Origin of the sequence: Candidatus Phytoplasma fabacearum (assembly GCF_030586805.1) — a bacterium.
In the GTDB taxonomy this organism is placed as follows: Bacteria; Bacillota_I; Bacilli_A; order Acholeplasmatales; family Acholeplasmataceae; genus Phytoplasma; species Phytoplasma fabacearum.
In genome coordinates this window covers 1-15775 of record NZ_JAOSIM010000010.1, presented here as the reverse complement: position 1 = coordinate 15775, position 15775 = coordinate 1, and the positions used below count along the sequence as shown (strand labels likewise).

Here is a 15775-nt window from a genome sequence, read left to right as displayed (position 1 = left end):
TCCATGGAATTATTAGGTGGCGGTATCTTCTTGACTAATTTGCTTTCGTCGCAATCCGCTTTTATGGTCTGCTGTAATCCGTCATTCTTTCGTTTGACTGACCAACCATATCCCTTCAGGGTTTATCTTCCCTGGCTATTGGTTAGATAGCACGAAATTTAGGCCTCTTTGGCGCCCCCATAAGTATCATAAAGTTTAAAAAAATCTTTAGCCAAAAGTTTTTTGGAATTTTTAGTAAATTCTAAAAATTTATCTCTTCCTTCTCGTAAAGTTAATAAAAACTTCTTTTCTTCATTTAAAATAATTTGTTGAATAATTGATATTTTTGATTTTAAATATGGATAAAAATCTTCCATTATATTAACCACTATAGGAACTAATTGAAATAAAAAAGGATTGTTAAATCCTAATTTCATGCCTTTTTGAAAAGCTCTTCTTAAAAGTTTTTTTAAAACATAACCTCTACCATCATTAGCCAACATAACTCCATCGGCAATCCCAAAAACTAAAGCTCTAATATGGTCAGAAATAATTTGAAAAATTTCTTGATTTTCATCTAACTGATAAGCTATATTGCTTAAAATAGAAATTTTTTGAATAATAGGTAAAAATAAATCGGTTTCGAAATTATTATTTTTATTTTGCAAAATGCAAGCAAGACGTTCTAAACCTGCTCCGGTATCAATATTTTTATTCGGCAATTCATGATAAATTTTACGATTATTTTTAATTTCTAAATTATATTGAGAAAAAACAATATTCCAAATTTCAATAAAACGATTGTTTTCGATATTATTCAAAATTAAATCATGATTACGAGAATCATATATCGGTCCACGATCAAAAAAAATTTCAGTGCAAGGTCCGCATGGCCCTTCGCCTATTTCCCAAAAATTTTCTTTTAAAGCAATTAAATGGTTTTGATTAATACCTTTTTGTAACCAATAATTATAAGTTTCTAAATCTTTTTCAAAATAAGTAATATATAATTTATGGATATCCAATGATAAAAATTCATTAGATGTTAAAAATTCAAAAGCAAATTCGATAGCTTCTTTTTTAAAATAATCTCCAATAGAAAAATTTCCTAACATTTCAAAAAAAGTATGATGACGAGAAGTTTTTCCTACCATATCAATATCATTAGCTCTTAAACATTTTTGAATATTAACTATGCGTTTATGATGAGGAATAGCAGAATTATTAAAATACTTTTTTAAAGGAGCAACACCAGCATTAATCCATAATAAAGTAGGATCTTTATCAGGTATTAAAGATGCTGATGGTTCTATTTTATGTAGCTTAGATTTAAAAAAATTTAGCCATATCTTCCGAATTTCTTGAGATGTTTTAATTTTGATCATATTATGCCTTTTTTATTTAAAATATTCATATTTTTAAATATTATTAATTTGTATTCGAAATTTTCGAAATTAATTTATTTTTATAAAAACTACTACCATTTTTAGTTAAACGATGAGGTAAAGTGAATTTATTATTATCAGGGCATAATACCAAAGTAGGTGATTTTAATTTGTAATGAGTACGTCTTTTTCTTTTAGCGGTTTTACTAGTTCTTCTAAAGGGGACAGCCATTTTAAATTTATTCTCCTTGTCATTATTAAATAAAAAAAAATTTTTATTTAATAATAAAAATTAATTTTAATTATAATGAATTGTTGCGAATTAAAATAAGTTATTTTCGTTATTTTATGGCGTTTGAGGAGGGATTCGAATCGTGATAGAATTACTACATTTCGTTATTTCTAACTATTAATAATAAGCCCCACACACCACCGGACAAGCTAGTTTCCCAGCATCCGGCGGTTATTTAAGTGATAATTTGATTTAGTCTAAAAATTTATAATTTATTGAGTTTTTCTCCATCTAGATAGATCAAAACTCTTTATTCATTTGATATTATTTAAAAACAATAATTTTGAAAATAATAATAAAACATTATTTTAAATTAACTAAATCTTCACAAAAATTTCCTCTTTCGCCTTGTACCAAGTTTTCCTTGGCTCCTTGGTGAGTCAGTTTAATCAAATATTCCAAATTGATTCTTAAATTTCTCACGACTACTATGATTCTGCTTTATCCTTGCAAGAATATTATTATTCTTGTTTAGGATGATAAAAGTTGCTCTAAATATTTACCATTATTGACTTTTAGGCGAGATGACCAAAAATTAAATTTAAATATATTTTTGAATAAATTAATACTTTTTTTGGTAGGTTCCGAGTATTTTTATTGATAATACTATGAAATAGGGATTAATTTTCATAGTTACTCGGATTGATAGCTAAAAGATAGTTTCTATCAGTTTCGGATTACTCCTTTTTATTCCCTTAGCCTCATTTCAGAGGTTATCCATGAGTCATAATTCAGTTCACAGAAATTCATAGACGACACTATCTTGTCTATTTTCCATTTTTATAGTCTACTATAATTATCATTTCTTTCGTTACAATAACCGACTATATACTGCCACTGATTATCATACAGTGGATGATTGGTTAAATCACTAGATATTAGGCATCTTTTTCGTCCACCCCCGACCGACGGCTTAGAAGGCCGTTGCTCTATCCTACTGAGCTACTCAAACATTTTTAAAAACAACTTATATTATACTTGAAATATACAATTTATAATTAATTTATAATGTAAATTTATTAATAATCAATTTTATATTTTAATATTTTGGGAATCAGATAGTTAATTATTTTTTATCAAATAAAGGAAATAACTAACTATCATTATTATTTTTTGGTTTAATTTTAAAAAAAATATAATCAAATTTATCAGAAAAAATATAATGTTGTAAAATGATAAAATCATTATTTTTTAACCAATAAAATAATAAATGTATTTTACTTTGGCAACCTAATAAACATGGTTTAGTAATTAAAGCATTTTTTAAAATATTTATAATTGTATAAGCTCCTAAACCGCAAATAACAGCTAAATCGAAATCTACAGAAATATTTTTAAAACCATCGCTAACAAAAAATTGAACAGGATAATTTTCTAAATTTTTACGAGCTTTAGATAAAGCTTTAGGACTAATATCTACAGCTATTCCTTTACAAATATATCCTAAATCTAATGCTTTTTTTAATACTAATCCATGATCTGTACCAATATCGGCAACCGTATTATAATTTTTAATTAACGAAGCTATAAATAAAATTCTATTCATATTTATTTTCTATTGATATTTTTATATAGAATTTTTAATTTATTTTGTCTCGAAGGAGATCTTAAACGCCTTAAGGCTTTAGCTTCTATTTGGCGAATACGTTCTCGTGTAACGCCTAATTTAGCTCCAACTTCTTCTAAAGTATGCACTCTATTATCACCTTCTAAAATTCCATATCTCATTTTTAAAACAAGTTGTTCTCTAGGAGTTAAAGCTTCTTCTAATGACTCTTCTAAGGTTTTTTTTAAAGTTTCTTGTAACATATAATCATGAGGAGAAATAGCATTAGGATCACTAATAAAATCTCCCAAAGAAGAATCATCTTCATCACGAATAGATGTTTCTAAAGAAATAGTTTCTTTTTCAATCATTTGCAAATCATTAATTTTTTTGGTTTCTAAGTTCATGGCTTTAGCTATCTCATGATTTTCCGCCTTTCTGGCTAAATCTTGAGTCAGTTTCCCTCTTAAACGTGAAATTTTATTTAAAATATCAGAAACATGAACCGGACATCGGATGGTACGAGATTGATCAGCAACAGCTCTGGTAATAGCTTGTCGAATCCACCAAGTTGCATAAGTAGAAAATTTAAAACCTTTTGTATAATCGAATTTATCTACAGCCCTCATTAACCCCATATTGCCTTCTTGAATTAAATCTAAAAATTTAATTTTTCTACCTATATATAATTTAGCTACTGATACTACTAATCGATAATTAGCTTCGATTAATTTATTTTTTGCTATAACGGCTTTCTTAATTGATAATTGAAGTTGTTCTAATTCTTCATCAGTTATAGATATTAATTTATTTTTAACATCTTCTAATTTTTGTTTAGCCTTTACCCCTTCGTAAACTAATTTAGAATTTTCTTTTTCTTTTTCTAAAGTTAATAAAGGTATTTGTCCAATTTCTTTCAAATACATTCTTACCGGATCATCAACTTTAATTGAATTAGCAATTTTTTTTAAATTAAGATCTTCTTGTATTTCTTCAGAACGAATAGTTTCAATATTAATATTTTCATCTTCTAAATCTTCTATGTCTAATAGATCATCATATTCAGAATTTTCTAATTCACTTTGAGATTTTGTTGGTTTAATACTTTTAGATTTTTTTTTATTTATTAAATTATTAGTAGTTAAAAAATATTTAATAATTTTTTGATCAATAGTATTTATATCTTTTAAATTATAATTAAACCATTTTAATTCTCTTTTCAAAATATTAGCAAAAGTTGTTTCGCCTATTTTTTCAAATTGCAAAATTTTTTGTTTGTAGATTTTTTTAATTGTCAATTTTAAATTCATCACCAACTCCTATATTTTTTAACTTTAATAACTCTTTTTGTTTCTGAGCTATTTTTAATAATATTGATTGTCTTGGGTCATTATCTTCTTGGTTATTAGTTGTTATAATTTGTTCTGACAAATTTTGCAATTTATTTTTAAGAATTTTTAATTCTTGTCTAATTTGATCGATCAAATGCATTTTTAAATAACAATAAAATTCGGTTAAATTTTCAGCTTTTTGAATACGTATTTTTTTTTTAAATAAATAATTATTTTTAATTTCCAAAAACAAACCATAAATATCAAATTCTTTTGATAACTCTGATATAAAAAAATTATCAATTTCTATAAAACGTTCTAAATCAATACCATTTTTTATTTCATTTTCTGTTGCATTTGTCTGATAATAAATATCAATTTGATCTATTAATTTTAAAATATTTACATTAGAAACTACATAATCATAAATATCACGTTTAATTAACTTTAAATGTTTTGGATTTAATAAAATTTCAATTAAAATTTCTTTTTCCACAAGACTTACAATGCGTTTGATTGGTTTATGAGCCTCTTGTAAATACTTTTGACGCATAATCATTGTATAATCCTGTAAATTCATATTTTTTTTATTATAAATATCATTTGCTATAAAAAGAGAATATCGTTTATAAATAGTTTGACAATAATTATGTTTAGTTTGTTCATCATAAGATGTAATTAAATTTAAGATATTTTGATTTAAAGCGGTTGCATCTAAACCTTGTTCTAAATATTTTTCAATCATATAAAAAACATAATCTTGAGATTTTTGTAATAACGTTTCATAATTAAAGTTTTTTTGATTATTCGGATCAGATAAAAATTCATCTGGATCTTGATTATCAGGCGGATGCCAAATAAAAACAATTATCTTTTGTTTAATTAATAAATTAGCTATTTTATATGTAGATTCTACTCCTGCTTTATCACCATCAAATACAATTGTAACTTTATTAGTATTTTGTTTTAACAAAATGATATGTTCTGGAGTTAATTTAGTTCCTAAAGTGGCAATAGTATTATAAATATTAATTTTATAAAAAGCTATAACATCAAAAATACCTTCACATAAAATAACATTTTGTTTTTGTTTAATAAATTCTTGACTTTCGAATAAATTATATAATACATTAGTTTTTTTAAATAAAATAGTATTATTATTGAATAAATATTTAATAACATTTTTATCATCTTTTAAAGAACGACCGGTAAAACCTATAATTTGACCGGTTACATTAGTTAAAGGAAACATAATGCGATCTCGAAAAAAACTATAATAATCTTCAGAAGAATTATCTTTTGATTTATTAACTAAACCTAAAGATAATAAATCTTTTATTTCGAATCCTTTATTTAATAAATGGTTTTGAAGGGCCTGAGAATGAACATGTGCGTAACCTAAATTAAATTTATCGATTAATTCTAAATTTAATTTACGTTTGTTTAACAAATAATCAGAAGCATAATGACCTTCAATATTATTTAAAATATATTGCAAAGCACTTTTAAAAAAATCTTGAGTATATTCCAAAATACTTATTAATTTATTTTTAGCATAATCTTGTGGTTTGTTTAATATTTGTAATTTAAATTTAGAATTTAATTCATATGCAGCTGCTTCTAAAGTTATTTTTTTTAATTTAGCCCAAAAAGCTGTTGGACTCCCTCCTTCATGACAAGCCATACAAACAGCAATATTTTTTTCTGGAGAAACAGAAAAAGAAGGAGTTTTTTCTTTGTGAAAAGGACATAAACTCATAAAATTTTTTCCTTTTTTTTCTAAAGAAAGGCCTGCATATTGACTAACTAATTCGTAAATAGAAATTTTTTGATTAATTTGCTCAATAAATGATATTTTTTTTGTCATCTGATTCATATTATTTTTATTTATTATCCGGTTTAAATTAATTCATTTAATAATTTATTGAAAAGACAATTTCTTAAAAAGATATTTTATTTAATAAATAATTTTTAAGTCTTTCCAAAGATATAAATTCTTGTTTTAAAGAATCTCGTTCTCTTATAGCTACAATATCTTTTTCTAAAGTTTGATTATCTATTGTGCAACAATAAGGAGTGCCGATAGCATCTTGTCTCCTATATCTTTTACCAATACTTTGGGTCTCATCATAAATAACTTCAAAATCATTATACAAAAAACGTTGTATTTGTTTAGCTTTTTCTCGATGAACATTTTTAATCAAAGGCAAAACTGCTATTTTATAAGGAGCTAAAAATGGATGTATTTTTAATAATATTCTTTCTGTTTGATTTTCTAAAGTTTCTTTTTGTAAGCTATTCGATATAATAGCTAATAATAATCTTTCGACTCCTACGGAAGGTTCTATAACAAAAGGATAAAATTTCTGACCTGTTTTCTGATCTGAATATCTTAAATCTATCCCTGAATATTTATGATGTTGTTTTAAATCAAAATCATTACGTGCAGAAATCCCCCATAATTCATCAAAACCCCAAGGAAAATTAAATAAAATATCAGTGGTGTTACTAGCATAATGACTTAATTCTGTATAATGATAATCTTTAAATTTTAAATTTTCTTTGTTTAAACCTAAATTAAGCAAAAAATCATAAGTATATTTTTTCCAAAATTCAAACCATTTTCTAGTTTCTTGAGGATGATGAAAAAATTCTAATTCCATTTGTTCGAATTCGCAAGTTCTAAAAATAAAATTGCCCGGAGTAATTTCATTCCGAAATGATTTGCCAATTTGGCCTATACCAAAAGGTATTCGTTTTCTAAAAGTATTTAAAATATTTTTAAAATTAACAAAAATCCCCTGACAAGTTTCTGGTCTCAAAAAAATTATATTATTTTCGGATGGTACCGAACCTTGATGACTTTGAAATAATAAATTAAACTGTTTAACATTAGCCCAATTGGAAGTACCTAAAAGACGGTATTTAATCAAATATTTTGTCATTTGTTCCAAGGACATTTTATTAACATCAATATCCGGATTATGTTCTTTAATTAATTTATCCGCTCTATAACGTTTATTAGTATCTTTATTTTCCGCTAAAGGATCAGTAAAATTTTTAATATGACCAGATGATTCCCAAATTTTAGGATTTAATATTATACAACTATCTAATAATAATGTATCTTCTCTCTCTTGAAAAAATTTTTTTTGCCAAGCCCTTTTAATATTTTGCTTCAACAAACACCCTAAAGGGCCATAATCAAAAGTATTAGCTAAACCTCCATAAATTTCGCTTCCCGGGAAAATAAAACCATTTTGTTTCGCAAAACTAATTAACTCTTGTAAAGAAAACATTTCTTTATCCTTTGCTATTTTTAATTAAAATTTAATGATACTCCGGTTTTCCTTAAAAAATTAATATTATTACGCCATTTTCTTTCAACTTTAACCCATAAATCTAAATAAATTTTTGTATTCAAAATATATTCAATATCTTTGCGAGCTTCAATTCCTATTCTTTTTAACATATCGCCCTGATTGCCTATTAATATTTTTTTTTGGTTATTTTTTTCGATCAAAATAATAGCGGAAATGTTAGTAATGGAAGGAGCTTTCCTCAAAGAAATATTTTCAATAAAAACAGTTGCAGCATGAGGAATTTCTTGATGCAAATAGTAAAGAATTTTTTCTCGAATAATTTCAGATATTAATTTATTTTGATTTATATTGGTTTTAATATCAGAAGGGTAATAAATTTTTCCTTCAGGTAACAATTCTAAAATATGATTTTTTAAAATATTTATGTTATTATTTTTTTTATTAATAGCTGATATAGGAATAACAGCGTCAAAATGAAATTTTTGAATATAACTTAAGATAATCTTATCAATTATTATGTTTTTATACAAATCCATTTTATTAATAACCAAAATAATTTTTTTATTATATTTTTTAATAATATCAAAAACATTTTTTTCTTGAATAGTTTGACGATATTCTCGATCAACTATCAACAAAATAACATCAGCTTCATTTATACTTCTTAAAGTAACCTGATGCATCATTTTATTTAATAAATATTTGTGATTAAAATGTAAACCAGGAGTATCAATGAAAACAAACTGATAAGAAGATGAAGTGTCAATGCCAATAATAGCTTCACGCGTAGTTTGAGATTTAGAGCTAGTGATCGATATTTTTTGACTAATTAAGTGATTAATAAGAGTAGATTTGCCTACATTCACATTACCAATGATAGAAATAAATCCTGATTTAAACAAAATGATCTCCTTTTTATTAATAAAATATTTGAAAAATTTTTTTATTTTAATAATTAAAATCTAAATTATGTTTTTTTAAAATTTTTTGTTGTAAATCAATCATTTCGCACAACGATTCCTCTGTTTTATCATCGTAACCTTTTAAATGTAAATAGCCATGTAAAACCAAAAAACTAACTTCTTGTATATCAGTAATATTATTTTGAATAGCTTGTTCAAAAGCTTTAGGTAACGAAATTAAAATATCTCCTAACGAAATATCTTCGGTATAATCATTAAAAGCCAAAACATCAGTTGTATAATTTTTTTTTAAATAAAAATAATTAACTTTTTTCATATACTCATCGTTAACAAAAATAATATTTATTTTTTTCCCTATATCCAAATCTTGAAATATTTTAATCAAAACAATACTTAAATAATTAACTTCAAAATTAGTATTATTTACTATTTTAACATCCATAATTTAAATCTTATCCAAAATTAAAATTTGATAAATATTTGTATAACAAAAAATAAATTCAGAATTTGCTTTTATTTATTATCTTGCAATTATATTTTTGCAAATTTTAATAAATAAAAATAAAAACTGAAATAATTTATTCAAATATAAATTTAATTAAAAAAATTTTTAGACAAATAAATATCCATTTGTCAACGTTTTTTTGATTGAAATTTTTTAGCACGCATTTTTCTAGCTACACTAGGTTTGATAAAAAATGCTCTTTGTCGAACTATAGCAGTAATACCAGATTTAGAAACTTCTCTTCTAAAACGTTTATATGCATCTTCAATTTGTTCATTTTCTCGCGTAATAACCTTTGGCATATTTATCCCCTTTTTTATATTTTAATATTTAATTTATTCGCAATTTATCTATTAATTTTATTTTTTGAGTAAATAATTTAATTTATATTAAAAAAAATTAAAATTATCCAATCAATAGGTTATTTTATTATAACATAAATTATAATAAAAAGATATAAAAAATATACTAAAATAGATATTTTTTTTACATATTTAAATCATTTTAATTCCGTTAATATATATTTTTTTTGTCATTATTAAAATTATTGTTGCATAAAAAATTGCACAAAAATAATTAAAATCAAAAAACTAATAAAACGATTAAATTTATCAACACTTTTATTACTTTTATAAGTGCCATATTGTTCTGCAAATGCATCAGTAACATCTGCTTCGGATGAAAACAAAACACTAATAATAATAATAACACTTATAATATAAACAACATAATTGGGTAATGACAACATATTATCACCTTTTTTTATAAAATATTTAAAAAATCAATATATTATATGAATTGAAATTTTGATAAATTAACTATAAATTTGTAAATAATTTTTATGATTTTATAATTAAAATTAACCGTTAACCTCTTATACAGAACCAAATGAATTTTTTTCCGGAATTTTATAATAAATATTATTAAAACTATTTGAAAATAAGTAGTATTTTCACTACATAAAATAAAAAATTAATTTACATAATAATAAAATAATAATTTATTTAAACCTATAGCCTATAAATTTTGTTATTCTTTATCCCGGACAGAAGATGAGCTTAATTATTTTCTAATTAAGCTTTTATTCCTCCGACTACTAAGAAGTCACTTTCCTTAGGCCTAATAACTTTGATCTTATTATTCGGTAATTTAATAATCTGAATTTAAGGGGATCTACCGATTACTATAAATATTTATATTGATAGTTTCTGGATTACTCGCGTATATTAATTACGAGATAGGTCTTTTCCTTAATATAATCTCTACTTTGTCTTCTGGGTTATTTAAGGACTAGTCCTTAGATTTTTTTGTTGGTAAAACTAGCTACTTTATCGATACTCGTTAAAATTGCTATAATTCCTGAGAGTTTCCTTTAAAAAACCGCTCTTAGCCTTGCAGTGTTTAATCGCACTGGTGATTGGTAAAATCATAGGATAGGCCTCTTTGGCGTCTTTTATGAAAAGATAATAATTAATTTTATTTAAATCAAATCTTTTTTATCTTTATTACTAATATCTTACCAAAATATTTTAAAATTAACATGCATTGTTTAAATGTTCAAAATTTTTATAATTATCTTAAATTATTTTTGATAATAAAAATTATAATTATATATTCTAATTAATATTTTTTGTATTTTGTGTTATTTTAATTTAATTGATGATTTTTGAAATAATTTATCATTTATTCTTGTTTTAAAATTATAATTTTTAAATTATTTCCAGATTCATATAGTATTGTTTTTAATTTCAAAATTATATTCATCTTTCTGAATTAGAAGAAATAAAAGCTTCAGCAAATATATCTTGAACATTTTTAATAGTTATAATTTTCAATTTATTACGTACTTCTTCAGGAATATCATCAATATCTTTAGAATTAGCTTTCGGAATGAAAACAGTATTTATACCTATTCTATCAGCGGCCAAAACTTTTTCTTTTAATCCTCCTATAGCAATTACATCACCAGTTAATCTAATTTCTCCAGTCATCGCTATATTTTCTTTAACCTTTTGACTAGTCATGACAGAAAATAAAGATGTAGCTATGGTTACACCAGCAGAAGGTCCATCCTTAGGTACTGCACTTTCAACAAAATTAATATGAAAATCTTTTTGTTTAAAAATATCGTAATTTATACCTAATTTTTGAGCATTAGCTTTTAAAAAACTAAAAGCAGTAATGGCACTTTCTTCAATAACTTTTCCCAAATGACCAGTCAAAACTAACTTACCTTTACCAGGATAACAAGTAGTTTCGATAGATAACACATCCCCCCCTACTGTTGTATAAGCTAATCCATTAACGACACCTATTTGAGGTTTTTTTTCTGTTAATAAATCATAATAAACAATTTTTCCTAAAATTTTTTCTAAATTATCTTCGTTAATATCATTATGAGTTATTTTTTTAATTAAAATATTTTTTATTGTTTTACGAATTAAAGTAGCTATTTTTTGACTTAAATTTCTAATTCCAGCTTCTTTAGTGTAATTCCTAATAATTTTAATTAAAGCAGAATCGCTAATAGAAAATTGTGCCGTTTTCAAACCATGTTCTTTCAAAAGTTTTGGAATTAAATGTTGCTTTGCGATATTTAATTTATCTTTCTCTGTATAAGAGTTTAATTCTATAATTTCTAATCTATCCCTTAAAGGAGCAGAAATATTACTAATATCATTAGCAGTAGTTATAAATAGTACTTGCGATAAATCAAAAGGTTCAGATAAATACAGATCTACAAAAGTTTTATTTTGATTCGGATCTAAAATTTCTAATAAAGAAGATTCTGGATTATGATGAAAATTATTAACTAATTTATCTATTTCATCTAATAAAAATACAGGATTTATAACTCCTACATTTTTAATACCATCTAAAATACGGCCAGGCATAGCTCCAACATAAGTTCTTCTATGACCTTTAAATTCGCTTTCTTCTTGTAAACCACCCAAAGATTGTTTAACAAATTTACGTCCTAAAGCTTCTGCTATAGAAATGGCTAAAGTGGTTTTACCTACACCCGGAGGACCAACTAAACACAATATCGTTTGGGCGTTATGTTTAGTCATAATTTTAACAGCAGCATACTCTAAAATTCGTTCTTTCGCCTCTTGTAAACCATAATGATTTTTTTCTAAAACCATACGAATTTTTTCTAAATCATTAATATCTTTGCTTTTTTTACCCCAAGGCAAGGCTATTAAAAAATCTAAATAATTCCGAATAACAAAAGAATCAGCTACTGCTGAAGAAATTGATTGATAACGAGATAATTCTTGTAATGCTTTTTCTTTAATATTTATAGGCATTTTAGAATTTTTAATTTGTGATCGCAAAGTTTCTATTTCTTCTTCTTTTTTGGCTCTATCACCTAATTCATTTTGAATAGCACGTATTTTTTCTCTAAGATAAAATTCTTTTTGATTTTCGTCAATACTACGTTTAACTTCTTCATTTATTTTATTTTCTAATTCAATAATATCAATCTTTTTATGAATATCTTGTAAAATATAAAACAATCTATTATTTAAATTTTTTTCTTGTAAATATTTATATTTTTCTTTTTCATCAATTTTTAAAGCAAAAATAATTAAATCAGCTATTTTTTCAGTATCAACTCCATTTTGAATTTGCTCTAACAAATTATTTTCAGATATAAATAAAAATTGACTTGTATTAGAAGTTATTTGTTCCATAACTAATTTAATCAAAGCTTCTTCTTTTTTTATATCATCGCTCAATTCAGTAACTACCGGAACATATTTAACATTAAACAAATTATCTTTTTTAAAAATTGAAGTTGTTTTAATTCTTTTCAATAAGCGGAATTTAACTTTATAAATAGAACTATTAAGAATTTTAACTGAAGCAATAATTCTAGCTAATACCCCATATTCTGCAACATCTATTATTTCAGGATCTTCTAAAGCAAATATTTTTTGAGGCAAAATAACTACATAAGGGCATTTATTTTTTTCGGCTTGTTTTAAAGCATTTATTGAAAAATCACGTCCTATTTCTATCCTAAAATCGTTATTAGGAATAGGTATTACATCGCGTACAATAATTGCAGGCAATTCGTAAGGAACCTCAAAACCTTCGATATATTCCAATTTATTATCATCTTCTATCTTAGTTAATTTAATTTTTTTATTCATTTTTTGCCTCTCTCTTGAAAATAAAATTAAACTTATTATAATTGCAAAAATTAATTAATATTTAATTTTTAAATCTTGCAAAATACTTTAAATATTAATATTAAAAGAAGAATTATTCCATAAAAAATCTATAACTTTATTTTGTAATAAAGTGGTTTTAATATAATTAATGTCATATTTTTTTTGAAAATCTTCCAAATTTTGAAAATTCGAACTACGAAATAAATTTTGATAAAAATCTTGAATTTCATTATCTAAAATAATAATATTTTCTTTAAGAGCAATCGTTTCTAATAAAAATGATATTTTTAATTTTTTAATATTTTCTTCGATTATTTTTTTTTTAAAATCTGCTTCTGATAAATTATTTTGTTGACAATATTGCGTTAAATTAGGATCTTTGTTGTTTAACTGTTCTTGAATTTTATTTTCTGTTATTGAAATATGATTCTGCAATAAATGTTGAGGTATATCAATACTTGAATTTTTTAACAAATATTCCAAAATATAATTTATTTCTTGCTTTTTAAAAACTTCTTTTTTGTTAAATTGCAATTGTTTTCGGAAATAATCAATTAAATTTTCAATTTTAGGAAAATTTTCAGATAAATTCAATGTCTTAATTATATCAACATTTAAATCGATATTAGAAATAATATTAATTTTATTTAAAAAAACTTTAATTTTAACATTATTTCCAGATAATTTCGAATTTGAAAATGTATCAGGAAATTTAATTTTTAAATTACGATATTCTTGCTCTTTCATACCTAATATATAAGAAGATAAATATTCAATAATATAATGAAATTGTTCATTAGAGAAGTCATAACAAATATCATTTTCATTCAAAAGAATGACATTTTTATGTCGTATTTCTAAATTAAAAAAATATTGACAATATTTATTATTTAATGTAAAACCTTGTTCTTTAAAGGCTATATTTAACCATTGTTGAATAGATTGATTTATTTCCTCTTCTGTTACTAAAATATCTTGATTTTTTTCATTAGGTATATCAATATTTTTATAATCACATAAATCAATTTTAGGCTTTAATGCGAATTTAATTATTAAATCAAAATTATGATCTGGTTCTATTTTATTTAGATCGAAATTAACAAGCTCAGGTTGCCCCATAATTTTATTTTTATCTTTTGTCAAAATTTCGTTTATTTTTGATTCAACTAAAAATGTAATAGCTTTTTGATACAAAAATCTTTTCCCAAAATGTTTTTCACATAAGAATCTAGTCACGAAACCTCTGCGAAATCCTTTAATTTTAATATCATTTTTAATACTATCAAAAGATTTCTGTAAAAAAAATTCAAATTCTTGAGGATTAATCTCAAAATTATATTTCACAAAATCATTGTTTATATATTCAATTTCCATTATTTTATCACCTAGTAAATCACTTTTTAAAAAATTAATAATAAAAAAAATTTTCTTAATTCTATTTATAAAAATATAGTGTAAAAATTAAAATCAAAATTTTCATATGTATAAATAAGCATTTTATAAAAAATATAAAAAACTATTTTATTTTCTCTTTTTATTTAATAATTATAATTAAAATATAAAAAGTTTCAATAATTTAAAAAATATTTAAGTATATATTATTTTAATAATAAAAGATCAACACATACTCAATTTTATCAAAAAAAATAATAATTCCGATTTTTTTTGATTAAATTACTTTTTTATATTAAAAAAAATTTGAAAAAATTAAATAATTAAAAACAATTTCATTAATACATAGTAAATAGTCATACTAATTAATCTAAATTTATAAAAATAAATAAAATTTTAATTTCTTTAAATCATTATAATATATAAGCGTAAATTAATTTTAAAAATTAAAATTAATTTACATAAAATCTAGAGAAAAAAATAAAAATTATTATTTCTCAAAAATTATTTTTTACTAAATTTATTATATTTATTAATTTAAGAAAGGATTTAGAGTATAAATAATGAAAAATTCTATAGAAAATTTAGATACACTAATAGCTAAAAATAAAAATAAATTATTGTTAATTGATTTTTTCTTAACAAATTGTCCTCCTTGTCAACAATTAATGCCTCTTTTAGAACAAATAAAAAAAGCAAAACCAAATCTTGAAATTATCAAAATTAATGGTCATGAAAACTTTGAATTAGCTAAAAAATATAATATCAAATATTATCCAAGTTTACTATTGGGGCGCCAAAGAGGCCTAAATATCAAGTGAACTAACCAATCACCAGTGCGATAAACACTGTAAGGCTAAGAACGGTTCTTGAATGGAAACTCTCAAGAATTACAGCAGTTCTTAAAAGCGGGTTGCG

The 15775-nt window shown here is 23.4% G+C and carries 13 protein-coding genes; 1 reads left to right on the top strand and 12 read right to left on the bottom strand.

Annotation, left to right across the window (positions count from 1 at the left end; all coding sequences use genetic code 11):
• Positions 1-158: 158 nt before the first annotated feature.
• From alaS to OC705_RS01530, 12 genes are all read right to left on the bottom strand, one after another.
• A complete protein-coding gene (gene alaS / locus OC705_RS01585; RefSeq protein ID WP_320411902.1) occupies positions 159-1364 on the bottom strand; it encodes an alanine--tRNA ligase in 1206 nt (401 codons plus the stop codon).
• A 43-nt stretch (positions 1365-1407) separates the two neighbouring features.
• A complete protein-coding gene (rpmF, locus tag OC705_RS01580) occupies positions 1408-1596 on the bottom strand; it encodes a 50S ribosomal protein L32 (protein WP_304512545.1) in 189 nt (62 codons plus the stop codon).
• A gap of 1153 nt (positions 1597-2749) precedes the next feature.
• Positions 2750-3202, bottom strand: a complete 453-nt coding sequence (locus OC705_RS01575) for a tRNA (adenine(22)-N(1))-methyltransferase TrmK (protein ID WP_304512546.1) — start codon at positions 3200-3202, stop codon at positions 2750-2752.
• A 2-nt stretch (positions 3203-3204) separates the two neighbouring features.
• Positions 3205-4512 (bottom strand): sigma-70 family RNA polymerase sigma factor, encoded by a 1308-nt coding sequence (locus OC705_RS01570; protein ID WP_304512547.1) that lies wholly within the window; start codon positions 4510-4512, stop codon positions 3205-3207.
• A complete protein-coding gene (gene dnaG / locus OC705_RS01565) occupies positions 4490-6400 on the bottom strand; it encodes a DNA primase (RefSeq protein ID WP_304514034.1) in 1911 nt (636 codons plus the stop codon). Before dnaG ends, OC705_RS01570 begins: the two co-directional genes overlap by 23 nt.
• A gap of 73 nt (positions 6401-6473) precedes the next feature.
• A complete protein-coding gene (locus OC705_RS01560) occupies positions 6474-7832 on the bottom strand; it encodes a glycine--tRNA ligase (RefSeq protein ID WP_304512549.1) in 1359 nt (452 codons plus the stop codon).
• 20 nt (positions 7833-7852) lie between these two features.
• Positions 7853-8758: a GTPase Era gene (gene era / locus OC705_RS01555; RefSeq protein WP_304514033.1), complete on the bottom strand. Its 906-nt coding sequence runs from the start codon at positions 8756-8758 to the stop codon at positions 7853-7855.
• A gap of 46 nt (positions 8759-8804) precedes the next feature.
• Complete coding sequence (gene ybeY, locus OC705_RS01550) at positions 8805-9221, bottom strand: rRNA maturation RNase YbeY (protein ID WP_304512551.1); 417 nt, start codon at positions 9219-9221, stop codon at positions 8805-8807.
• Positions 9222-9412: 191 nt separating this feature from the next.
• The gene (rpsU, locus tag OC705_RS01545; protein WP_004994728.1) at positions 9413-9586 is read right to left on the bottom strand and encodes a 30S ribosomal protein S21; all 174 of its coding nucleotides are present in this window, start codon (positions 9584-9586) and stop codon (positions 9413-9415) included.
• A 242-nt stretch (positions 9587-9828) separates the two neighbouring features.
• Positions 9829-10032, bottom strand: coding sequence for a hypothetical protein (locus OC705_RS01540; RefSeq protein WP_304512553.1), 204 nt, complete (start codon positions 10030-10032; stop codon positions 9829-9831).
• Positions 10033-11044: 1012 nt separating this feature from the next.
• Positions 11045-13444: an endopeptidase La gene (gene lon, locus OC705_RS01535; protein WP_304512554.1), complete on the bottom strand. Its 2400-nt coding sequence runs from the start codon at positions 13442-13444 to the stop codon at positions 11045-11047.
• Between the two features lie 87 nt (positions 13445-13531).
• A complete protein-coding gene (locus tag OC705_RS01530) occupies positions 13532-14839 on the bottom strand; it encodes a trigger factor (protein ID WP_304512555.1) in 1308 nt (435 codons plus the stop codon).
• Positions 14840-15420: 581 nt separating this feature from the next.
• Between OC705_RS01530 and OC705_RS01525 the strand changes: the two genes are divergently transcribed.
• Positions 15421-15678, top strand: coding sequence for a thioredoxin family protein (locus OC705_RS01525; protein WP_304512556.1), 258 nt, complete (start codon positions 15421-15423; stop codon positions 15676-15678).
• Positions 15679-15775: the final 97 nt, after the last annotated feature.

Coding starts and splice junctions, on each gene's coding strand:
- OC705_RS01570 (WP_304512547.1), bottom strand. CDS start 4,512: ATGAATTTAAAATTGACAATTAAAAAAATCTACAAACAAAAAATTTTG.
- ybeY (WP_304512551.1), bottom strand. CDS start 9,221: ATGGATGTTAAAATAGTAAATAATACTAATTTTGAAGTTAATTATTTA.
- alaS (WP_320411902.1), bottom strand. CDS start 1,364: ATGATCAAAATTAAAACATCTCAAGAAATTCGGAAGATATGGCTAAAT.
- rpmF (WP_304512545.1), bottom strand. CDS start 1,596: ATGGCTGTCCCCTTTAGAAGAACTAGTAAAACCGCTAAAAGAAAAAGA.
- OC705_RS01575 (WP_304512546.1), bottom strand. CDS start 3,202: ATGAATAGAATTTTATTTATAGCTTCGTTAATTAAAAATTATAATACG.
- OC705_RS01525 (WP_304512556.1), top strand. CDS start 15,421: ATGAAAAATTCTATAGAAAATTTAGATACACTAATAGCTAAAAATAAA.
- lon (WP_304512554.1), bottom strand. CDS start 13,444: ATGAATAAAAAAATTAAATTAACTAAGATAGAAGATGATAATAAATTG.
- OC705_RS01530 (WP_304512555.1), bottom strand. CDS start 14,839: ATGGAAATTGAATATATAAACAATGATTTTGTGAAATATAATTTTGAG.
- rpsU (WP_004994728.1), bottom strand. CDS start 9,586: ATGCCAAAGGTTATTACGCGAGAAAATGAACAAATTGAAGATGCATAT.
- dnaG (WP_304514034.1), bottom strand. CDS start 6,400: ATGACAAAAAAAATATCATTTATTGAGCAAATTAATCAAAAAATTTCT.
- OC705_RS01540 (WP_304512553.1), bottom strand. CDS start 10,032: ATGTTGTCATTACCCAATTATGTTGTTTATATTATAAGTGTTATTATT.
- OC705_RS01560 (WP_304512549.1), bottom strand. CDS start 7,832: ATGTTTTCTTTACAAGAGTTAATTAGTTTTGCGAAACAAAATGGTTTT.